19 protein-coding genes are annotated in these 21302 nt (G+C 41.0%); 7 read left to right on the top strand and 12 right to left on the bottom strand.

Going from position 1 to position 21302, the window contains the following annotated elements; all coding sequences use genetic code 11:
• Positions 1–193: 193 nt before the first annotated feature.
• The gene (locus NSS92_RS12780) at positions 194–745 is read left to right on the top strand and encodes a hypothetical protein (protein ID WP_340868426.1); all 552 of its coding nucleotides are present in this window, start codon (positions 194–196) and stop codon (positions 743–745) included.
• A gap of 56 nt (positions 746–801) precedes the next feature.
• On the opposite strand, the gene NSS92_RS12785 is transcribed toward NSS92_RS12780, so the two are convergent.
• Entirely contained in the window at positions 802–1977 is a 1176-nt protein-coding gene (locus tag NSS92_RS12785; protein WP_340868428.1) for an ABC transporter permease, read from the bottom strand.
• Positions 1977–2717, bottom strand: coding sequence for an ATP-binding cassette domain-containing protein (locus NSS92_RS12790; RefSeq protein WP_025092774.1), 741 nt, complete (start codon positions 2715–2717; stop codon positions 1977–1979). Before NSS92_RS12790 ends, NSS92_RS12785 begins: the two co-directional genes overlap by 1 nt.
• 161 nt (positions 2718–2878) lie before the next feature.
• On the opposite strand from NSS92_RS12790, the gene NSS92_RS12795 reads away from it, so the two are divergent.
• Complete coding sequence (locus tag NSS92_RS12795) at positions 2879–3580, top strand: LytR/AlgR family response regulator transcription factor (RefSeq protein WP_340868431.1); 702 nt, start codon at positions 2879–2881, stop codon at positions 3578–3580.
• An 11-nt stretch (positions 3581–3591) separates the two neighbouring features.
• On the top strand, positions 3592–4557 hold the full coding sequence (locus tag NSS92_RS12800; protein WP_340868433.1) for a sensor histidine kinase: 966 nt from the start codon (positions 3592–3594) through the stop codon (positions 4555–4557).
• A gap of 31 nt (positions 4558–4588) precedes the next feature.
• Here NSS92_RS12800 and NSS92_RS12805 read toward each other — a convergent pair whose 3' ends face one another.
• Positions 4589–5518 carry an aldo/keto reductase gene (locus NSS92_RS12805; RefSeq protein WP_340868435.1) on the bottom strand — a complete coding sequence of 310 codons (930 nt, stop codon included), beginning with the start codon at positions 5516–5518 and terminating at the stop codon, positions 4589–4591.
• A 560-nt stretch (positions 5519–6078) separates the two neighbouring features.
• Here NSS92_RS12805 and NSS92_RS12810 point away from each other — a divergent pair.
• A complete protein-coding gene (locus NSS92_RS12810; protein WP_267587810.1) occupies positions 6079–7113 on the top strand; it encodes a DUF5105 domain-containing protein in 1035 nt (344 codons plus the stop codon).
• Between the two features lie 49 nt (positions 7114–7162).
• Here NSS92_RS12810 and NSS92_RS12815 read toward each other — a convergent pair whose 3' ends face one another.
• From NSS92_RS12815 to NSS92_RS12825, 3 genes are all read right to left on the bottom strand, one after another.
• Positions 7163–8248 (bottom strand): SEC-C metal-binding domain-containing protein, encoded by a 1086-nt coding sequence (locus NSS92_RS12815; RefSeq protein ID WP_267587811.1) that lies wholly within the window; start codon positions 8246–8248, stop codon positions 7163–7165.
• Positions 8249–8439: 191 nt separating this feature from the next.
• Positions 8440–9381 carry a response regulator gene (locus tag NSS92_RS12820; RefSeq protein WP_340868439.1) on the bottom strand — a complete coding sequence of 314 codons (942 nt, stop codon included), beginning with the start codon at positions 9379–9381 and terminating at the stop codon, positions 8440–8442.
• 4 nt (positions 9382–9385) lie between these two features.
• Positions 9386–10672: an ATP-binding protein gene (locus tag NSS92_RS12825; RefSeq protein ID WP_340868441.1), complete on the bottom strand. Its 1287-nt coding sequence runs from the start codon at positions 10670–10672 to the stop codon at positions 9386–9388.
• 517 nt (positions 10673–11189) lie between these two features.
• Between NSS92_RS12825 and NSS92_RS12830 the strand changes: the two genes are divergently transcribed.
• Both NSS92_RS12830 and NSS92_RS12835 read left to right on the top strand, forming a co-directional pair.
• Entirely contained in the window at positions 11190–12170 is a 981-nt protein-coding gene (locus NSS92_RS12830; RefSeq protein ID WP_267587813.1) for a glutaminase, read from the top strand.
• 33 nt (positions 12171–12203) lie between these two features.
• On the top strand, positions 12204–13631 hold the full coding sequence (locus NSS92_RS12835) for an alanine/glycine:cation symporter family protein (protein ID WP_267587814.1): 1428 nt from the start codon (positions 12204–12206) through the stop codon (positions 13629–13631).
• A gap of 39 nt (positions 13632–13670) precedes the next feature.
• Here the strand turns inward: NSS92_RS12835 and NSS92_RS12840 are convergent, their stop codons facing one another.
• From NSS92_RS12840 to NSS92_RS12855, 4 genes are all read right to left on the bottom strand, one after another.
• Positions 13671–14531, bottom strand: a complete 861-nt coding sequence (locus NSS92_RS12840; protein ID WP_267587815.1) for an alpha/beta fold hydrolase — start codon at positions 14529–14531, stop codon at positions 13671–13673.
• 112 nt (positions 14532–14643) lie between these two features.
• Complete coding sequence (locus tag NSS92_RS12845) at positions 14644–15009, bottom strand: VOC family protein (RefSeq protein WP_267587816.1); 366 nt, start codon at positions 15007–15009, stop codon at positions 14644–14646.
• Between the two features lie 100 nt (positions 15010–15109).
• The gene (locus NSS92_RS12850; protein ID WP_041106205.1) at positions 15110–16492 is read right to left on the bottom strand and encodes an amino acid permease; all 1383 of its coding nucleotides are present in this window, start codon (positions 16490–16492) and stop codon (positions 15110–15112) included.
• A gap of 66 nt (positions 16493–16558) precedes the next feature.
• Positions 16559–18067, bottom strand: a complete 1509-nt coding sequence (locus NSS92_RS12855) for a class I adenylate-forming enzyme family protein (RefSeq protein ID WP_340868446.1) — start codon at positions 18065–18067, stop codon at positions 16559–16561.
• 263 nt (positions 18068–18330) lie between these two features.
• Between NSS92_RS12855 and NSS92_RS12860 the strand changes: the two genes are divergently transcribed.
• The gene (locus NSS92_RS12860) at positions 18331–18768 is read left to right on the top strand and encodes a MarR family winged helix-turn-helix transcriptional regulator (RefSeq protein WP_012008812.1); all 438 of its coding nucleotides are present in this window, start codon (positions 18331–18333) and stop codon (positions 18766–18768) included.
• 209 nt (positions 18769–18977) lie between these two features.
• Here the strand turns inward: NSS92_RS12860 and NSS92_RS12865 are convergent, their stop codons facing one another.
• Together NSS92_RS12865 and NSS92_RS12870 are read right to left on the bottom strand one after the other, a co-directional pair.
• A complete protein-coding gene (locus NSS92_RS12865) occupies positions 18978–20111 on the bottom strand; it encodes a zinc-dependent alcohol dehydrogenase (RefSeq protein WP_340868448.1) in 1134 nt (377 codons plus the stop codon).
• Between the two features lie 157 nt (positions 20112–20268).
• The gene (locus tag NSS92_RS12870) at positions 20269–21291 is read right to left on the bottom strand and encodes a quercetin 2,3-dioxygenase (RefSeq protein ID WP_340868450.1); all 1023 of its coding nucleotides are present in this window, start codon (positions 21289–21291) and stop codon (positions 20269–20271) included.
• Between the last annotated feature and the right edge of the window lie 11 nt (positions 21292–21302).

Here is a 21302-nt window from a genome sequence, read left to right on the forward strand (position 1 = left end):
TTCGAAATATAAATAATTCCATTTTAATAAAATATTCAAAAAAAGGTTCTATATGCTCATTTTAAGGTAATTTTAAACTTTTTATCATTGTTATTATGCTAGAATTAGTAACCACTTCAAAGAGAAAATTTACCATGAAATTAAAAGCTCATTCATTCTACGGAGGTCCTGTTAAAGTTAATAGAGGTGAATAATGTATAATTACGAAAAGCTATATAAACAGTATTTATATAAAAAAGATCAATTGATTTTTACTAAAGAACGAGTTGCTGAGATGATAACGTCTAAATTTAAAGCTAGAGAATTTTCAAAAACAAAGATTTTAGATTTATTGAATGATGATCACTTTGAATATACTAAGATATATAAATGTTTTGTCATTGATGATCCGAGTCTATTGATTCAATTGTTTTCAGATGAGGAAAAAAAGAATCATCGTGAAGAAATACTTGATAATCGTGAACATCCCTTAAACCCCAAGAGAGTCAAAGAATGGGAGTATAATCACTTATTGCTTGATGAACAAGAAGGTAGAAGAATTGATATCATTTTAGAAAGTAAAGATGGGTTATATGTTTCAGAATTTAAAGTAAGAGATAGTTGTGAAAAACTTAATAGGTATATAAATGCTTTAATTGTAGGTGCACTTATTGAAAATGGGTTAGAAGAATATCCAGATGGTATTCATGACGAGTATTTTCAATTTTATTTAGAGAACTTGGATCAATTCGGTTTCTTAAACTGAAAAATACGATGATCAGCATTCACCTGAAAACGCCCTCTATCATAGAGGGCGTTTCTTTATTTCGCAAGCATCCATTTTTCTTTCATAAACATGACTCTAACGGCCACAAATAAGATAACCACAACGAGCGCAGTAGAGCCTAGGGTGAGTGCAATTGACATTGGATCAATGATCCCAAACATCAGTTGCTTACACAACGCATGAATATTAAGGAATGGGATGGCAAAGTAATACGTATCTAGCTGCGTAGCACCTGCTCTCATGGTAAAGAACATTGGGAGCACACCTAGCGTAATGATCATGGACATGTAAGACTGTGCTTCTTTCACTGAGCTTGAAACGACACTGAGTAGCAGTTCAATCATCGATACCATGAAGGAGAAGATGATTAACGCCGCAAACATGACGCCGATAATGCTCCACATTTGATCACCAAAGTTCAGAGCTTGCTTCAGCTTTTCTGTAAAGAGCAAAGTGGATAGAAGCAGCATGCCGATCGCCACAATCCCACTTAAAATACCGAACATGGAGACAGCGAGCCATTTTCCGATGAGGATCTGGAGTCTGCTGGCAGGTGTCAGGAACAACGCTTCAATAGATTTTCGGTCTTTTTCACCTGCTACAATATCAAGCGCAGCCGGCAAAGCTCCTGAGATCACGGAGGTCACCAAAATCATCGGAAGGAGAATCGACAACAGCATAGCGGTCACTCCGTTTTCCCCTTCATCCCCTTCTTCTACATCAACGGACTGCACCTCAAACGGATGAATAACGGACGTGTCGATTTGATCGGCTGCTAAACGCTTCTCGACTACTTGGTTTTGATATTGCTCCAGCAATGATTGCAGCATTTGAACTGTGATCACCGAATCATCATCTGTCGTATATCCATGAATTTTAATGGCGAATGGCTTTTGATGCTGAAGCATATCACCTGCTTCTTTCGGCATTTCCAGATAAGCATTTGCCTCCCCATCCTTGACAGCTTGCTGCGGATCATCAAATGTTTCAAGGTGTAGGTTTTTGACCTCTTTGATCATTTGGTTCATTTCGGCTGGAAGCTGTTCATTGATGGCGACTGTATAGGCTTTATCCCCTGGATCTGCAATCATGCTTTCATAAAAGAACACCAGCCCAAGCATGGTCAAAAGAGGAATCAGTACGGTTAAGAGCAACGTTTTTCGATCCCTTAGCGCATCTGTCATTTCTTTCAAAAAGACGGTTTTCCACATTATGAAATCCCCCTAGCGAGCTTCGACATAAAGATATAGTTCAAGTCTTCACTTTGTTCCTGTGCATATAATTCTGGAAGTGTCCCTTTGTAAACAAGCTCTCCTTGATGAATCATCATGACACTGTCACAAAGCTGGCTGACTTCTTCCATGATGTGGCTTGAAAAGAGGATCGTTTTATTTTGCTGCTTGAGCTGATGGATAAAATCTCTGAAAATATTACTCGACGTGATATCTAAGCCTGTTGTCGGCTCATCAAATAAAATAATGTCAGGATCATGAATTAACGTTCTGGCAATCGCCACCTTTTGTTTCATTCCTCTTGAGAATCCTTTCACCTTGCGATCCATGTATTGTCTCATCCCAAAACGCTTTGCCAAATCCTCTATTCTTGCTTTGATTTCATGCTGATCTAAGCCATATAATTTGCCAAAGTATTCAAGGTTTTCTCTTGCCGTCAAACGATCGTAAAGCCCCGTCTCTCCGCCAAACAAGACACCAATTCGCTTTTTCACTTCTGTTGCTTCTTTCACTGTATCAAAGCCTGCGACAGTGACTGTTCCGTGTGTAGGCTCTAATAATGTGGCTACGGCGCGCAATAATGTCGTTTTTCCTGCACCATTTTCTCCTAGAATGCCAACGACTTCCCCTTCCTTCACGGAGAACGTCATGTGTTTCATCGCTTTCACGACTTTTTTCTTATCTTTAAACCAGCAGCTGCAATCGCTGAGAGTAATCATTTGGTTCGCCCCTTTCAACTTTCTAAGTCTATGATAGAAAAAATAACGCTTGCCTGATATAAAAATGTCGCGAAACGTCCTTTTTCTGTCTTGAAATGATCTATTTCAAAAAAACAAATGGTAAAATAGACAAATAATAAGAAGAGTCATAGGTGATTTTTATGATAAAAGTAGGTCTCGTCGACGATTACCGAGTAGATTTAGAAAAGCTGCACGCCATTGTGGGCAGAATGGAGGCTGTGGACATTGTCTTTGTCACGCAGTCAGCAGAGGATGCATATGAGAAGGTCAAACAAGGAGACATTGATCTGTTGTTCGCTGACATTGAAATGCCTGGAATGTCCGGCTATGAATTAGCGGACCTCATCCACTCTCACGCACTGAATGTCGATGTGGTCTTTGTGACAGGAAATAGTGGATATGCGGTCCATGCATTTGATTTGAATGTACATGATTATATTATGAAGCCCTACCAAGCTGATCGAATTGCCAAATGCTTAGAGCGCTATATGTCCACCAAACAGGAGAAAAGCATTCATGGACGGCTTCTCATTAAACAGCAGTCAGATATTCATGTGCTGCAGAAAAAGGATGTCATTTTTGTTGAGCGAACGGGCCGGTCAACCACTATCGTGACAACATCAGGAGAAATCCAGACATATCAAACTTTAAACGAGTTAAAGGGCGATCTGGCTGAAAAGGATTTTATCCGCTCCCACCGATCGTTTATCATCAATATTCATTACATTAAGAATTTCTCGGCGTATGCTAAAAATTCGTATATCGTGTCTTTTGAAGGTACAGATAAAAAAGCGATGATGACCAAGCAGCAATTAGAATTCTTTAAGAAATACTATTTTTAAGGAGAACAAACGTGAACGCATTCTATCTTGGATTTCGCATTTATGCTCTCATATGGCTGGGTCTTGCGTTTCATGCAGCTGCTGAAGCTTTTCTGCCGCTATCATCCATTGTGTTGTGGGTTCTTACCTTTTGCGCGATGTGTGTTTATACATTCTTTATGTACAAAAGATTTTTGCCTCATACGAGCGGTGATGTGATATTAGGCGCTTTTATACTCATCACCTGCGCAGGCCTTTCGCTGTTTCTAACGCAACAGAATGGGCTGAGCTGTCTTTTGGCACTCATCATCATGGTGACAGTCGACATCCTCTCATTGAAGGTAATGCAGACAGAGAAACAGTTAAATGGGCGGCTTCAAGAACTCATAAACGCAGAATCAAGAACCAACGAATTACTTCTTGAGCTGCGCAGTAAACATCATGAAACAGCCAGACATTTAAATGCCTTTTCCGCGTCGAACGACGAGCATGAGATCAAAGATTTGATTCAGCAATACGTCAAACATTTCCCATGGATGAAAGGAGAAAATGCTTATTTGGCCTCAACCCTACACCCCTTTTTCCAACGGGCTGAGAAAGAGGACATTGCACTTTCACTAGACCTTCAAGCACCCTTTTCATCGCTTCCCTTTTCAAAGGCGGATCAGGTTAGTTTTACTGGCAACCTTCTTGATAATGCCCTAGATGCAGCGATTGAAGCGAAGCAAGCCGGAAAAGAAGGCAGCATTTCGGTCACGACCTCTATTCGGAGCGGGCTATATTTAATCCATTGTGAAAACAGCACAAAGGGTATGGAAAAACACGTGTTAGATCATTTGTTCAAAACTTTTGGCCGCTCGACAAAAGGCGGCGATCATCAGGGCATGGGGACGTATATCATTCATCAGCTTGTTGAAAAGGCAGACGGTACACTTGATTTCACTTATCGTTCTCCAAATTTACGGCTCGTCATCAAAATCCCTCTCACAATGTCATAAAAAAGGTGCATAGCTGCACCTTTTTTTAGTGTTAAGAGAAGATCTTGTCGATTTGATTGATTTCCTCTTCTGTTAGTTGAACATCGTTTGTTTTTAGATTTTGCAGGACTTGGTCTGCTCGTTTTGCCCCTGGAATAATAGCATCAATGCCATCCTGGGCTAAGAGCCAAGCGAGTGCGACGTGTGCTGATTCTGCATTCTTTGATTGAGCAATGGCCTTCAGCTTGTCTACTTTTTCGAGATTTGAAAGGAATGCATCGCCTTGGAAAAGCGGGTCCTTTGCTCGAATATCATCAAATGTCGCATCCTTTGTAAATTTCCCAGTCAACAAGCCTGATGCCAATGGGAAATAAGGGATAAAGGAAATACCATGCTCGACGCAGTATGGAAGAAGATCCTGCTCTGCCTGACGTTTCAGTAGAGAATACTCTGATTGAAGCACGTCTAAGTAGCCATCTCGGTTAAAGGCTTGAAGCTGTTCAAAATCAAGGTTTGATGCACCAATCGCCCTAATTTTCCCTTCGTCCTTCAATTCCTTTAATGTGCCTGCTACTTCTTCGAGCGGCGTGTGCCCATCCGGGAAATGCATATAGTACAAGTCAATATAATCTGTTTGCAGCCGTTTCAGGCTATTTTCAACCTGTTCTCTTAAGAAATCACGGCTGTTATCAAGCTCAATTTGCCCGTTTACTTCCTTATGAGCCCCTTTTGTCGCAAGGACAAGCTTTTCTCTGCCGCCTCTTTTGGCAATGATCTCACCGATTAATTCCTCTGAACGGCCCAGCCCATAAATAAAAGCAGAATCTAGGAAATTGACACCTTGATCAAGAGCCGTCTCCACAAGCTCCCGTCCAGCATCCTCACTAAGATTCGGGAATAAATTATGTCCACCTACTGCATTCGTACCAAGCCCTATCGGATTTACCTGCAAATCAGTTCGTCCAAGCGTTACCTTTTTCAAAAGCTCATCTCCCTTATCTACATAATCATCCTTATTTTCCCACGAATCATTTCCAACATTCAAGTATACCGCTCTCTAAAAATCAACCTGCAGGTGGACGCCGCGAAAATAGAAGATGCGTATGATAAAGATAGACTAAAACGAAAGGGTGACCATTGGCAAACGTTAAATTGTATAGTTTAACTCTTTGTAGCCAGATTGAAGAACCTCCTAATACTAAGAAAGTATTATCTTCGATATTCGTCATCGTCTTGTAAAAGAGCTACTATCTATATTTGAAAATTATTTCATTAAAAATAAAAACTCTAGATATATTAATTCTTTTTTACTAGTCTTTTCCTCTCAATAACCTCTAAAACCCTCATGTTTTCAGGAGTGAACTTTCCAAAATAGGGATTAAAACCTATTCCTTACCATGAACAAAATCGATAAAATAAATAGGGTAAATTGAGATTAGGATAATTAACCCTTTTAAAAAACCCGATTCCCATTAAATATATCACTTTTATATTAGACTGATGGCGTTAAAGAAAGGGTAAATATATACAAAGGAGTATGAAATGGTAAAAAAATTAAGTATACTAGTCGTAATTTCATTAATGATGATTTTCTCTGCAGCTTGTCAAAGCTCAGTAAAAACAACAGATTCCGAAAAAAAGTCCTCTAATACGGTTGAGGTAAAATTGAATAACTATGAATATACTTTGCCTGACGATACATCAACCACTCTCCGAGATAATGAAATCGTGTTAAAAGTCAACTTAACCATTACGAACAAAGATAATAAACCACTTTCATTATCAAGCAGTCATTTCACCCTTTATCAGGGTGATTCACAAGTGTCAGAATTAGATTTTTATAGCAGTAAAGACAGACTTAAATCAAATTCATTAAATAAGGGTAAATCTGTAACAGGCTCTCTTTATTTCTTGGTAGATAAAGGTGAAAAATATCAACTCGTTTATGAAAATAGAATCAATAAAGATAATGATCCAATCGAAATTGATCTCGACGGAAAAAAAATTCTTGATACAGCAGATAAATTAGACAACCCAGCAAAGGCTCTTAATGCATACACAGATGTCATCGTATTCGGTAAGGATAATAAACAGTTTCCTGAACTAACTGGTGACAACAAAGCTGATATTGTGAATAAATATAATGAAATGTTTGTTAAAGACTTTAGAAGAAGTGCAAGTATCTATGGTAACGAAGTCAGTGATGAAGATATTCTAAACATGTACAAAAGCATTCAAAACACAGTGAAGGACAAAGCCAAGGTAGAAACTAGTGTAAAAGCCATTAAGAATGAAGAAGCTGAAGTTGCAGCAAAAGTTACAGGCATTGACGCATCTGAATTAGAGAAGAAAATGGCTGATATTTCAAAAGAATTTTACAAAGGAAACATCACCAAAAAAGAGTTGTATAAAAAAAGTTTAAAAATATATGCGAGTGAATTCGAAAAACTTCCTTCGGCATCAAGCCCTACTGAATTTGAAGTGAAAATGAAACGTAACAGTGAGGGTCAGTGGAAAATTGATTTAAACGACTTTAAAACAACAGAATATATGAACAGTTTTATCATCACAGAATAATATTTTACAAAAAGACGCTGGCCTTTGAAGGTGCCGCGTCTTTTTTAGATTATACTGTCGCCTCTTGCTCTTCTTTCACCGCTTTTTCGATATCTTTAAAACGGCTCGATACAGTAGACGCACTAATGCCATACTTTTTCGCTACTTGTGCTTGAGAAAGCGGGGCATCGCTTGCAAGTGAATGAATATAGTATTCGATTCCCGCAGCAAATGACGCTGCTTTACGGATCACAGGTGATTTCTGATCACAGTAGGCTTTCCAAACCGTTAAAGCACCATCTGTCAGGCTCTGGTCACCGTGCTCCTTCATTCCGTCTTCAATCAGCTTAGCTGTTTCGAGCTGAACTTCACTTGCCCAGTCCATACGATCTGCTGATAGACCTGCATCGCCTTCTGTTTGAGCAGGTGTTTCTGACTCTTCTACTTCTTGCTTCGCAAACATGCACTTCAGCACATCAGGGAATGATTCTCTCATAAATGTGCTGCGCGCTCCTCCATTTGCTTCATGTGCGTCAACAAGCTGGCGGACCTGAAGAAGAAGAGTATCTGTAAACTCTTTCGCAAACATCGTATATTGAATGAAAAACTCTGCTTTTTCTTCAAATTGAACAGGAAAACCAAGCACGAGACTTCCCTTCTCAGGCAGTACCGTTTGATCAGGCTTTACATCTACTTCAACCTTCTCCGCTGTTACCATATTCTCAAAGTAAAGAGACTCGTCCGTTTTTTCATTTAATAAAAGCAAGGATGGTTCCATATCTGTCCAAGATTGGACCACTTGTCTTGTTTTCGGACGGGTAATATCCTCTGCTTTCTTTGTCAGGAATTCTTGGAAAATAGTCTCTTTCTGATCAGTTAATGGACGGAAGAAGATGCCCCATACACTCAAATGAAAAACTGAGATTTGTTGCGTTTCTTTATCCATATCTGCAAGGAAAGAAAACTCATTAATGAATTGATTGATTGCTCTCTGATGTTTAGAAAAAGCATAATTCATTAAATCCTTTTGAACTTGTACAGCTTCCTTAAACACAAGCTCAGACGTTTGTTCTCCGCCTGATTTTTGACCACAGCAATGTTTATATTTTTTTCCGCTTCCGCAAGGGCAGAGCGCATTTCGTTTAATTTTTCCCAAAATAAAACCTCCGACATTCTAGTCTAACCTCACTATTTTAACAAACGATTGCACAGGAGGGTTTTATTTTCAAGAAAAAAGAAAAATCAGAATGATCAGTTAAATCATAAAGACACCTGAAGAGCAAGACAGATCCTAGGAAAGACAGCCTTCCTCTGTTTATTTTCTCCAATCATACCAACAAATTTTCCTCAGCTCATTCCTTCGAATAACTGCTTTGCCTCAAAATAAAAGATTTGAACGAATTTCTTTGTATTGACTCTGCCCGTCGATCCTGCGGGAGAAGATGTCTTCTGCATTTCTTTCATTCTTTGGCTGACATCGGTAAAATCGAAAAACTTCGACGCATAGTGCTCAAACTTAGGATTTGAGAAATCTGTTAATCCTAGTGAGGCAAAATGATTCAAGGAATGATGAATAGCTCGTCTAATCCGCTGCTCCGCCGCTTTCACTTCCCGCATCACCTCTACATCGGTTGCATCATGATCCAGTTTTCTTTCTGCTGTTTTGATAAACAGCTGCTTTAGCGGCGGGAAATTGACCTCATGAGAATTGGCTGACTGTGTTTCATGTAAGTAGATGAGTATCTCCAATAAATCCTTAGAGCCGCTCTCACCGACAATTCCCAGCTCAGATAAGAGGAATTCCCCAGCCTCTTTCATCGTTCTTCTCTTCGCCCCAGCAGCTCCGGCACCTTGAGAAATCACAGGCTCTAATGGCAGCACGTGGCGAAGAGATGCTTGTATATCGTAAATCGATTTTTCCAGCTTGATACGCTCCATGACTTTTCGAATCACACTGACGATTTCAATGCGATTAACAGGCTTATGGATATAATATTCAATCCCTAGTTCATAGGCTTCTGCCATCATCTCTTTCGCCTCTACTTGGGAAATCATAATGACCTTGCCTTTGAATTCAGGGTGGATATGGCGAATGGTTTGAATGCCATCTCTAGCAGGCATTAAAAGATCAATCAAAAGGATGTCTACTTTCTTGAGGTTCAGTGAATGCGCCTCTAAACCAACTCCGTCACCCGCTTCATCTACGACCTCTCCCAAATCCTCATCCTCAATGATTTGACCTAAAATCGAGCGTATTGCACGATCATCATCTGCAATGAAGAATCGCATACACTCACCCTCTCTGTATTAAATTTTGTATAGGAAGGACAAGCAGAAAAGCTGTACCTTTTGTTTCTTTTGGTTCGATTTGAATATGACCGCCAAGCTCTTGAACCAGCTCTCTCACATAGGATAAGCCAATCCCAGTAGACGGTGTTCCAAATGCATCAAATTTGGAGGTATAACCTGGATCAAACACAATCTCTCTCATTTTTTTAGGAATCCCCGGTCCATCATCTTCAATCCGAATCTCTATTTTATCATGACTTCCTTTTAATTCGAGTGAGATCATCCCGGTATCCTTTATTGCTTCGACTGCATTGGCCATTAAATTATTAATCAGCGATAAGAAAATAAACACATGATAATCATGCAGATGAATGCCCCTTATATCCGATGTAAAGGAGATGTTTTTCCCAAGAGATAGAGCATACTTCTCTTGAATCCGGATCACAATTTGAACGAGCTCTTCCGCCTTCATATAGTCTTGCATATTTTCCTTCGAAATCAGCTTTGAAAGCCCAGCATAAATACGCTGATTGTCCTTTTTCACTTCATGAATTTCTCCTGCGAGCTTTAACAGCTCCTGACTCACTTTTTTCCCTGCCTCGTGTTCATGCAGCAGACGATAAAGCCGGTATGATTCCTGCGTAATATGCTCTGTATGTTTTAACGTTTTCTTTAAGTGCACCGTTTCTTCATATAAATTCGAAATGACCATCATCATATGCTCATTTTGTTTCATGATCTGCTTCTCTCTTGATTGAGCCTCATACAGCTTCATCATATTAAAAAAACTGATCACCACAAAGCTGTGAGCAAACGCAATGAGGAACATATCGCTCAACTTTGATAAGGTCATCGTTGTATCAAACACTAAAAATTGTACAAACAGCTCGACAAAATCAGCAACTAATTCGATCATCAGACCGATGATCCCAATGAAAATAGAGCGCTGTTTAAAGCGTCCCGTACTGACGGCAAAAAACAGGAAAGCATAAGTGAAATAGAAAAAGAAGCTTGGGAATTGCTGATAAAATGATGAAGCTAGATCAGCATTCTGCTGAATCAAATCTAATCCTACCCGAAAAAACACAATAGCTGCGCCTGTTAAAAATCCCGGCAATAGCGGTCTAGATTTTCTTAAGAGTAATAAACAAAAGAAAAACGCAGGTGCGCCAAAGCTGATGCGAAACGTCTCATTCACAGGATAAAACTTCAGCTCTCCTGCAAGCGGCACAATGACCATCATAAAAATTAAAATGAATGCGTCCTTTTTGACAAGCTGATTTAAACTCAAATGACTGACATCCCTTCCCCTGTTTGCATAGCCACAGTATACAAGGAGACTCTTTTCTCCACAATGTGCAAAAAAATAATTTTCACGGCTCCTTTTATCTCTAAAATCCTTTTTTATGACTATTCTCCGGGGCAGCAAGGTGACCTTTCAGCTATTCAGTGTTTTGATCATTGACGACAATCATAGGAATTGTTTAGACAATAATCGACAGACTGATTTTTATTTGTAAGTTTTTCTGTAGATTTACGTCAGATTGTGTAGTTTCCAAGATAAATTGAATGAACAATTTTAGTGAAACTATATGTAAGCGTTTTCTGAATTTTCACTAAAAACCCTTTTTGTTTTTCCGCCGACAATGCCTTCATTTGAACATATATTTAGGTGTAAAGGAGTGGTGCAAGCAGCGCATGACAAGTTCTTTGAAGATGTGTAACATGTTTTCGTGCCTATTTGATCGCATTTTTTGTCATCCGCCAATTCAATAGGGTACTTTTAGATTTTTGATTGGAGGAATCGTATGAAAACAGCAATTTCTAATAATACACAACACGCATGCCAGTCTTCTGTTGATCAATGGGCAGAAGAAATACGTCCATATTACACAAACGGGCAGAATGCTGGCTACATTCCAGCACTTGGAAAAGTGAATTCCTCTCAACTTGGTATCAGCGTGATAGGCCCAGATGGATCATCTGTAAGATATGGTGATTGGGACGTTCCCTTTACCCTGCAAAGTATCTCAAAAGTCATCAGCTTTATAGCTGCCTGTTTAGGAAGAGGCGTACCTTACGTCTTGGATCGGGTAGATGTAGAGCCAACTGGTGATGCCTTTAATTCCATCTACCGTCTTGAGATGCATAAACCAGGGAAGCCCTTTAATCCAATGATTAATGCTGGAGCTATTACTGTATCCTCCATCCTTCCCGGAAAGACTTCTACAGAAAAGCTAGCATATATTTTCGATTTAATCGAAAACTTAATAGGTAAGCGTCCTTCTGTTAATGAAGAGGTTTATCAATCAGAATGGGCAACTGCACATCGCAACCGGGCACTTGCTTATTATTTAAAAGAAACCAATTATTTAGAATCGGATGTCGAGGATACGTTAGAAGTGTATTTAAAGCAATGTTCCATCGAGGTCACAACAGAGGACATCGCCTTGATTGGACTGATTATATCAAGTGATGGCTACCATCCCTTTAAACAAGTCCAAGTCATCCCAAAGGATATCGCCAGACTAACAAAGGCATTGATGCTGACATGCGGCATGTATAATGCGTCTGGGAATTTTGCTGCTTTCGTAGGCGTTCCAGCCAAAAGTGGTGTGTCTGGAGGAATTATGGCTTGCGTTCCGCCAAGCGCAAGAAGAGAGTTCCCGTTTCAGACAGGCTGTGGAATTGGCATTTACGGTCCTGCCATTGACGATTGCGGAAATAGTATTACAGGTGTCATGATGCTGAAAAAGCTCGCTAAAGAGTGGGATCTCAGTATTTTTTAAAAAGAACAGTGATGAATTCGAAGAGGTGATGTTATGAACGAAAAAGCTTTGCTATCTTATTTAACACATACAAATGATTTTATTTGGACTTATATTGTGATTGCTCTATTACTTGGTGTTGGAGTGTACTTCACATATAGAACACGCTTCCTGCAAGTGAGAATGATCAAAGAAATGCTGCGTGTCCTGAAAGAAGGAAGAAAAGAAAAAGAGGGGATATCACCGTTCCAAGCATTTGCCATCAGTATGGCAGCACGAGTAGGGACAGGGAATATCACAGGGATTGCTATCGCTATTGCCATTGGCGGCCCTGGCGCAATCTTTTGGATGTGGATCGTAGCCATTATCGGATCTGCTTCAAGTTTCGTTGAAAGTACACTAGCTCAAGTATATAAAGTAAAAGACAAAACAGGCTTCCGCGGTGGACCTGCTTATTACATGGAAAAAGGATTAAACAAGCGCTGGATGGGGATTTTATTTGCGATCCTGATTACGATTTCTTTTGGAATCGTCTTTAATGCGGTTCAATCAAATACGATCACTGTCGCTTTTAAAAACTCCTTTGGTTTAGACCGTTTAACCGTCGGTATTGTGATGGCTGTCATTTTTGCAGCGATCATTTTCAAAGGCATCCAAGCGATTGCAAAGGCTTCTGAATACATTGTCGTTGTGCTTGCAGTAGCTTACATCGGAATTGCGTTCTTTGTTATTGTCACAAATATCACGGAACTTCCTGGTGTCATCAGCACGATTGTGAAACACGCCTTCGGGTTTGAACAGTTCGCTGGCGGTACGCTAGGCGGTGCTTTATTACAAGGGATTAAACGCGGTCTCTTCTCAAATGAAGCTGGTATGGGTAGTGCACCTAACGCAGCAGCAACGGCTGTAACAAGCCACCCTGTTAAACAAGGATTAATCCAAGCATTCGGCGTGTTAACAGATACGTTAATTATTTGTACAAGCACAGCCTTTCTTGTTCTGTTTTCTGATGCGTATAAAACAACAAACCTGCAAGGAATTGAATTAACGCAGGCTTCTCTCAGTCAGCACATTGGACCATGGGCATCTGGCTTCCTTGCTATCATGATTTTCCTATTCGCGTTCAGTACATTGATCGGTAACTATTACTATGGGGAAACGAACATTGAATTCCTTGGAGCGAACAAAATTTGGCTGAACATCTATCGAATTGCCGTTATTGGAATGGTTCTGTTCGGTGCGGTTGCCACTGTTCCTCTCGTTTGGGGTCTAGCCGATCTCTTCATGGGACTCATGGTCATCGTCAACCTCATCGCCATTACCATGCTGTCTAAGGTCGCCTTTGCAGCACTGAAGGATTACACGAGACAGAAAAAAGAAGGCAAAGATCCTGTTTTCTATAAAAATGCCGTTCCAAACAATGAGAAAATCGAATGCTGGGACGACGAACCTGCTTCATTGAAAAAGAATCAAATCGGATAAATCAAAAAAGCTCTGGTCGTCTGATCAGAGCTTTTTTCTTTATGTCAAAAATTCGAGTATGAGTTTGTTGACGACTTCTGGTTTTTCATGATTGATCCAATGAGAGGCATCATCGACAAAGATCAGCTGGCCATTTGGACAGATCTTAATCGTTTCCTTCGCCAGCTTTCTGCTTAAAAATTTGTCCTCCATCCCCCAGATCATGCGAACAGGAACGAGAATTCGTTTGGAAATTGGCTTTTCAAAGCCGCCTTTTTTGATGGCTCGGTACCAATTCAGCATTGAGGTCAAGGCGCCCGGCTGCGTCCAAGCGAGCTTGTAGCTTGAGACATCTTCCTTCGTGAACAAATGTGGTCTTGCCGTCAGCCCAATGGCTTCATCCAGCTTTTGAAAGTGATTTTCTTGAAGTGCTGCCTCTGGAGCATTCGGAAGCTGAAAAAAAGCGATATAGGAGCTTTTCTTCCACTGCGGCGGATAAAAAGGAAGAACCTTCATCATCACCCGCGGATGCGGCATATTAACAATGATTAATTTCTCGACGTATTGAGAACGGGTTGAAGCCAAATGCCAAGCAACAGCTCCGCCCCAGTCATGTCCGCCGACAATCGCCTTTTGGTTAGGGCTCAGCGTCTTGATCAAACCCACAATATCATCTCTCAGTTGATCTAATACGTAGGATTCGACTCCTTCTGGCTTGTCACTTAAATGGTAGCCTCTTTGATCAGGAACGACAACACGATAGCCTGCCTCAGCCAAAGGGATGATTTGATTTTTCCAGCCGTACCAAAACTCAGGAAACCCGTGGAGCAGCACAAGCAGCGGGCCATTTTCCGGTCCAGCCATTGCTGTATGAAGTGTTACACCATTTGTTTGGATTGATTGAAATTCAATTTGTTCCATTCCTTTGCCACCCTTCTCCTTGTCCTTTTATTCTTCCAACATAGCATATTTTCCATTTTTCAGAAAATAAAAACACTCACAAAAAAACCTTCACACTCGTGAAGGTCTTAGTCTATTTCATAAAATTCAGAACCCAGATCAACCCATTTTTCCGGTCCTGTACTTGTCCGTGAAGTGCGCCAAAGAAGGTATCCTGTAATTCGACCAGTACATCTCCATCAGCTTCCAGCGCTTCATATACAGCCTTTAGTTCTTCTTCATTGTCAAACTGCATGATCAACCTAAGATTCTCTGGCTTTGGTGTGCGTCCAAACGTATCTGAAAAATGAAGCAGTGATTCCCCAAGATGTAATTCAGCATGCAGGACACGGTCTTGATGTTCATTTAAGATATGAATATCCCCACCAAAAATCCCTTGATAATATTGAAGAGATTCTTTCACATCTTCTACAACAATATAAGGACTAACACTAATCATATCCCTCATCCTCCTCTTATTCCGTCCATCATCTCTTTTATAGCTTATCCCAAATCGTATGAAAAAAGGCACAAATCGTCAACGGATTTGCACCTTTTTCTCATGAAGATTTCGCTAATTCACTATGTTTGTTTGAATACGCTGCGTACATGACGACACCGATTAACAGCCAAACCCCAAAGTAAAGCCATGTCCGGCCTGGTAAGTTGAGCATAAGGAATAAACAGCAGCCCATTGAGATAATCGGCAAAACAGGCACAAAAGGAACCCTGAAGCCCCTCTCAAGCTGCTGATGTGTCTTTCTCAAGATAAGCACAGATAAGCTGACCATTGCAAACGTTAATAACGCACCGATATTCGCTAAGTTGGACAGATCCTTCAAATCAATAAAGCCTGAAATAACAGCTGTCATTCCGCCAATCATCCATATGCTAGCAACAGGCGTATCGCTTTTGTTTGTTTTTGAAAACACTTTAGGCAAAAGTCCGTCTCGGCCCATCGCATAGGCAATTCGAGTTGCCGCATAATTATTGGCGAAAATCACAGCCATCAATCCAATGACCGCACCTACAGAAATAATACCAGCCACACTATTTTGATGTACACTTTGCAGGACATAGGACATAGCCTCTGTGACATTCAGCTTTGTATAGTGCACCATGCCTGTCATGACCAAACAAACGACAATGTAAATGATCGTACAAATAAGTAATGAACCTATAATCCCAATTGGCAGGTTCCGCTGCGGATTTTTCACCTCTTCTGCTGAAGCAGAAATTGCATCGAACCCTAAAAAAGCAAAAAATACAGCAGCAGCACCGGCAATGACGCCTTCTGCGCCAAACGGCATAAACGGCTGCCAATTGGCTGGCTGTACGTAAAAGCCGCCTACTACAATGAAAAGAACAATAATACCGAGTTTCACAAACACCATGATATTATTAAATTTTTTACTTTCCTTCGTTCCTCTAGATAAGATCCACGCAATCAGTAAAGCAATGATAATCGCCGGCAGATTCATATATCCGCCTTGCTCCGGCCCCGCTAAGAATTGATGTGGAATAGAAATTCCAAACCCCTCGAGCAGGCTGTTGAAATAACTCGACCAGCCACTGGCGACAGCTGAAGCAGTCAGCATATAGACGGATAATAAGGTCCATCCCATTAAATGGCCTACAAGCTCGCCCATGGTCGTATATGAATAAATATATGCACTGCCGAATACAGGAAGCGCTGAAGCCATTTCTGCATAACAAAGTGCTGCCAAACTGCACACAATGGCTGCAATCGCAAAGGAGAAAATGACAGCCGGTCCTGCATCCTTAGCCGCTGTAATTCCAGTTAACACCATAACCCCTGTACCAATCACTGCCCCTATACCAAGAAGCGTGAGATCAAGCCCGCCCAGCGTTTTTTTTACCTTTTGCTGTCTGCTCTGTTCCAACAAATCGTGAACGTGTTTCTTACGAAGAATATGTCGCAAACCCTTTCCCTCCAAAACGTTAGAAAAACAAAAAATCATTCAAATTTCATTATAGCAGAATAGGTACTAAGCATTCACAACCAATTCACGTAAATCTTTCTTCATAATTTTACCAAGCTTGTTTTTTGGCAGATCACTGATGAAATGAATGGATGGCACTTTGTAATCTGCCAAACGTTCCTGACAATAGTACACCACATCTTCTTCGCAGAAATCGGCGGATTCGTCTTTTACGATATACGCACTTGGCACTTCACCATATAATTCGTCCGGCACCCCGATGACAGCTGATTCAATCACACCTGGAATTTGTTCAATGACTTCTTCTACTTGGTCAGGATAGATATTGTCTCCGCCGTATAAAATGACATCTTTGTATCTGCCTGTGATAAATAGAAAACCATCTTCGTCTAGATAGCCTGCATCTCCCATATGGAACCAGCCATCTTTGAGCACCTTCGCAGTAGCGTCAGGCTGATGATAATAGCCTAAGAAATAAAAGGGGCTTCTCATGACGACTTCGCCAATTTCTCCAGCTGGCAGTGTTTCCTCAGTCTCAGGATGAACGATTTTCACTTCTACATCTGGATCTACTTTGCCAGCAGAGCCCATTTTATCCTCGCCCATCGCAGGGTGCCACGCACTGACAACCCATGCTTCCGTGCTTCCGTAGCCATGCATCATCTGAATGCCTGCTTCTTTGTAGTCTTTAATCAAACGGACCGGCACCTTCGTACCGCCAGAAATCGCAATTTCAAAGGATGAAAGATCATACGAACCGCGTTTCATTTCTTCCAGCATGTACGTATAAGCTGATGGGAAAGCCATCATGAACGTAATTCTTTCTTTTTCGATTGTTTCTAAAATGCGCTTCGGTGTTGCATCATGTAAGAAAACAAGCGTATACCCTTCAATCGCAGCGGCGATCAGATGATTAATTGAGCTCATATGATACAGAGGGTGACTCGCCAAGTACCGCTTTCCTTTCAAGTCAAATCCTCGATTCCCGCGTCTTGTTAAAAATTGATAGATTCGCCCATGTCCAACCATACAGCCTTTTGGATTACCCGTTGTCCCAGAGGTAAATAAGATCATCGCTAGATCCTCTTCTGATACCTCTTCCGCAAGATCACTGCCATCATTTGAAGCCAATAGGTCTTCAAACAGCTGCGTTGTTTTCGCATTCACACCAGATTCCACCATGAGGCAGTTGTCTAAAGACACATTCACCGCAGAAATCATGTCACGGAATTCTCGGTCAAAGAATAAAGCCTTTGGCTCTGCTTTTTTCAAAATACCTTCCAGCTCAAAAGAAGTAAGCTGCCAGCTAAGCGGAACTGCGACTGCACCTGCTTTAATGGCTGCCAGCATAATTGTTGAAAAGTGATGATGGTTTTGACAAATAAAGCAAACGCGGTCACCTTTTCGAATTCCTTTTTGATGTAAGTAATGAGCAAGCTGGGCGATGCGTGTTGCATATTCTTCAAATGTATAAGACACACCTCCGCCAGTTACCGCTTCGATTTGTGAAGAGCGTTCCATTCTGTCGTTTAGTAATGCCTGTAAAGTATTCAATATCTTCATCTCCAAACGTTTGATTTCCAATAGCCAATTTTCCAGTGAATTGGGTTGGCAGATTTTATCTCATTCACATTCTAAAATAAAAATAGCTGAAAGTAAAATCATTTCATTTTGGAATTGTTCTTTATATTAATTGATAATATAGGTAATTTTATATCCGTCTTCCATTTTGGTTTAAATCATGATGATTATTATGATAAGATAGACCTAGTAATTGATCGGAAAATGCGAATGCAATAGGAAAAGAGGTATGGAGAATGCAACATTTCGAGCTAGAGGCAAGTTTGTTAGACCATGCACTGACGAAGTATTTAAAGGCGACGAAACAAATAGATGAAGAAAATATTCCGAAAAACGTGACGAATGTCAAAGGGTTTATTTTACGTATCATCTACCGCCATCAATCATGTACTGTGAAAAATATTCTACAGGAAGTTTCATTATCTCCCTCTGCAACAACAACCGCTCTCAATCACTTAGAAGACGAAGGGCTGATTATCCGCTCTCGAAATAATAATGACCGCCGTACTGTGTGGATTGAACTCTCTGAATCGGGCGAACAAATCGCTAAACAAATGATCGACAATCGCCAGCTGCTTGTGAATCAATTATTCAACCACCTTTCAGAGGAAGATAAAAAGACATTTTTTGAATTAATCGAAAAAATGATGGACGAGCACACATTAAAGGCTTAGGAATACTCCTAAGCCCTTAAATTTTCGACAAAGTGCTAAATGCTCTTTGTCTTCTTTTCAGCGTGATAGAAAACCTTTGCAGCCCTAGGAAGGACGAGTACCGGAGCGGAGCGAATTGGGCATTCGTGAGCACCGGCACGCAGACCTGACACCGAATGCGAGGGTTTGTCTACACGCTGAGGCTTAGGAATACTCCTAAGCCTCTTTTTTTATGGCTTTAAAACGACCTTTATACAATCATCCTGTTTTTCGTTGAAGATGTGGTACGCATGAGCAGCTTCATCTAATGGCAATTTGTGTGTGATAATCGCTCTAGGATCAACTTCACCGCTTGTCACTTTTTGATAAAGCTTTGACATGTATCCTCTCGCCGGAGCTTGGCCCATTTTCAGGGTGACGTTTCTTGCGAAGAAAGCACCTAATGGGAACATGTTGTATAGGCCACCGTACACACCCGTCATCTGCACTGTTCCACATTTGCGAACGGCTTTTGTGGCAATTTGTATGGGTCCGATCGTTCCGCCTTGGAGCTTGAGCTTTTGCTCAATTTTTTCAAGCGGCGACTTCTTCCCATCCATTCCTACACAATCAATCACAACATCGGCTCCACCCTTAGTGAGCTCCTTTAACGTTTCTCCCATGTCGGGATCTTCTGTAAAATCAAAGACTTCCACACCGTTCATCCGTTTTGCATGCTGCAGGCGGTAATCAATGTAATCGACGGCAATCACACGTTCTGCCCCTTTTTGCCAAGCAAATTGCTGTGCCATTAACCCAACAGGACCGCAGCCTAGCACGATGACCGTATCGCCTTTTTTCACACCTGCGTGCTCCACGCTCCAATAGGCGGTTGGCAGGACATCTGATAAGAACAGCAATTGTTCATCCTCCAGCTCACAATCATCCGGGATCTTAAACGGGGTGTAATTTCCAAAAGGTACGCGTAAATACTCTGCCTGTCCTCCGGGATAGTTCCCATATTTCTCACTATAGCCAAAAAGTCCACCCGAATCGTAGTGCGGGTTTGAGTTGTCGCATTGGCTTTCTAAGTGATGATCACAATATTGGCATTTACCACATGCAACCGTAAATGGAATGACAACACGGTCTCCCTTTTTTACCGCTGTGACATCCGGGCCAACTTCCTCCACAATCCCCATTGGTTCATGACCAATCACATAGCCGATTGGAAGCGGGAAATTTCCCTGATACAAATGTAAATCTGATCCACAAATTGATGTTGATGTAATCCGTATAATCACATCTTCCCGATCTTGAATAGACGGTGCATCTACCTTCTTCACTGCAATGCTATTTTTCCCTTGATAAGTAACAGCCCTCACATGCATTTCCTCCTTTAGCTCAAGGCATCTTTACATAGCTTCACCTTGAATGAATGGTTCATTCATCAAATGAGAAAATTATGTGGAGGAGGCAAAAAACAAAAAAGCCCGTCGATTGTTTCGACAGACTCATGATGTTGTGTAACGCGTTACACAGTTAATCTTTTTCAACAAAAAACAAATCATATTGAGTGGAAGTCTCCCGATTGAACATGAAGTTCCCTTCTTGAATAAAATAAGGACATATACTTGGACTTGGAGATTCTTCAAACTGTTCATACACCTGCTCAATTTCTCCTGGAAGCAGCAAAACCAACATTTTATTTGAATGAGACACAAATTCATAAGAGTGGATCGTATCCGGCGGGATATAGACAAAGTCACCCGGCATCAAGCAAATATCCTCTCCGTTCAAATGAACGTTCATTTTCCCTTCAACACAATAGAGTGCTTCAGTATGAACTTGATGATAATGCGGCGGGAAATATTTCTCTTTCGCTCCTTCAACCACAAAATGACTGAATCCGCCACCTGTTGTTTCTGTTGTTGCAATCAGCTCATGAATCTGCCCATCAATAATGTATTGCTTCCCTTCACCAGCCTCTAACACATAGGGCTGTACCTCATGAGGGAGCTGACTATGAAATAAAACGGGGGGCTTGGTTGTATTGGACAGTTCTCTGATTCCATGCATCAGGATGATATCGCTTTCTTTTTCAGCCTGCTGAAAACTGGCAGCATCGAAAGCATGATGAGTCATAGACCATTCATTCTGAAAAAGCCTCTTCCCAATTTGCTGATAGACATCTGTCATTTGTCCGCCCAATGTATATGAAATAAACCTAGTTTTGTGACTATGCATTCTGTAGCCATGAATCGTTTTGGGCGGGATATGAATATAATCAAAGGCTGTTACCATATATTTTTTACCGTCCAGCATCACTTCAAGCTTTCCTTCCAGCACAAAAATGGTTTCAAATAAGTGCTCATGACAGTGCAGCGGGAAATATGCTCGTTTCCCACCTGTGATTAAGGCAAGCTCAAACAGCTGATTCGTTTGATTTGCTTCTGCCAGCATATGAACAAGCTGATTCTCCAGCCCATACAGCTTTCCGGAACCAGACACGGTATAAAAAGAGGTACCTTCGGATTGCTTGATCGATTGCGGTTGCTCCGACATCCCATCACTCC

Source organism: Bacillus sp. FSL M8-0166 (assembly GCF_038008825.1).
Classification (GTDB): Bacteria; Bacillota; Bacilli; order Bacillales; family Bacillaceae; genus Bacillus; species Bacillus safensis.

Excerpts from the sequence above, each read along its gene's own strand:
- NSS92_RS12780 (WP_340868426.1), top strand. The coding sequence starts at position 194 with ATGTATAATTACGAAAAGCTATATAAACAGTATTTATATAAAAAAGAT.
- NSS92_RS12785 (WP_340868428.1), bottom strand. The coding sequence starts at position 1,977 with ATGTGGAAAACCGTCTTTTTGAAAGAAATGACAGATGCGCTAAGGGAT.
- NSS92_RS12790 (WP_025092774.1), bottom strand. The coding sequence starts at position 2,717 with ATGATTACTCTCAGCGATTGCAGCTGCTGGTTTAAAGATAAGAAAAAA.
- NSS92_RS12795 (WP_340868431.1), top strand. The coding sequence starts at position 2,879 with ATGATAAAAGTAGGTCTCGTCGACGATTACCGAGTAGATTTAGAAAAG.
- NSS92_RS12810 (WP_267587810.1), top strand. The coding sequence starts at position 6,079 with ATGGTAAAAAAATTAAGTATACTAGTCGTAATTTCATTAATGATGATT.
- NSS92_RS12820 (WP_340868439.1), bottom strand. The coding sequence starts at position 9,381 with ATGCGATTCTTCATTGCAGATGATGATCGTGCAATACGCTCGATTTTA.
- NSS92_RS12830 (WP_267587813.1), top strand. The coding sequence starts at position 11,190 with ATGAAAACAGCAATTTCTAATAATACACAACACGCATGCCAGTCTTCT.
- NSS92_RS12835 (WP_267587814.1), top strand. The coding sequence starts at position 12,204 with ATGAACGAAAAAGCTTTGCTATCTTATTTAACACATACAAATGATTTT.
- NSS92_RS12840 (WP_267587815.1), bottom strand. The coding sequence starts at position 14,531 with ATGGAACAAATTGAATTTCAATCAATCCAAACAAATGGTGTAACACTT.
- NSS92_RS12845 (WP_267587816.1), bottom strand. The coding sequence starts at position 15,009 with ATGATTAGTGTTAGTCCTTATATTGTTGTAGAAGATGTGAAAGAATCT.
- NSS92_RS12860 (WP_012008812.1), top strand. The coding sequence starts at position 18,331 with ATGCAACATTTCGAGCTAGAGGCAAGTTTGTTAGACCATGCACTGACG.
- NSS92_RS12870 (WP_340868450.1), bottom strand. The coding sequence starts at position 21,291 with ATGTCGGAGCAACCGCAATCGATCAAGCAATCCGAAGGTACCTCTTTT.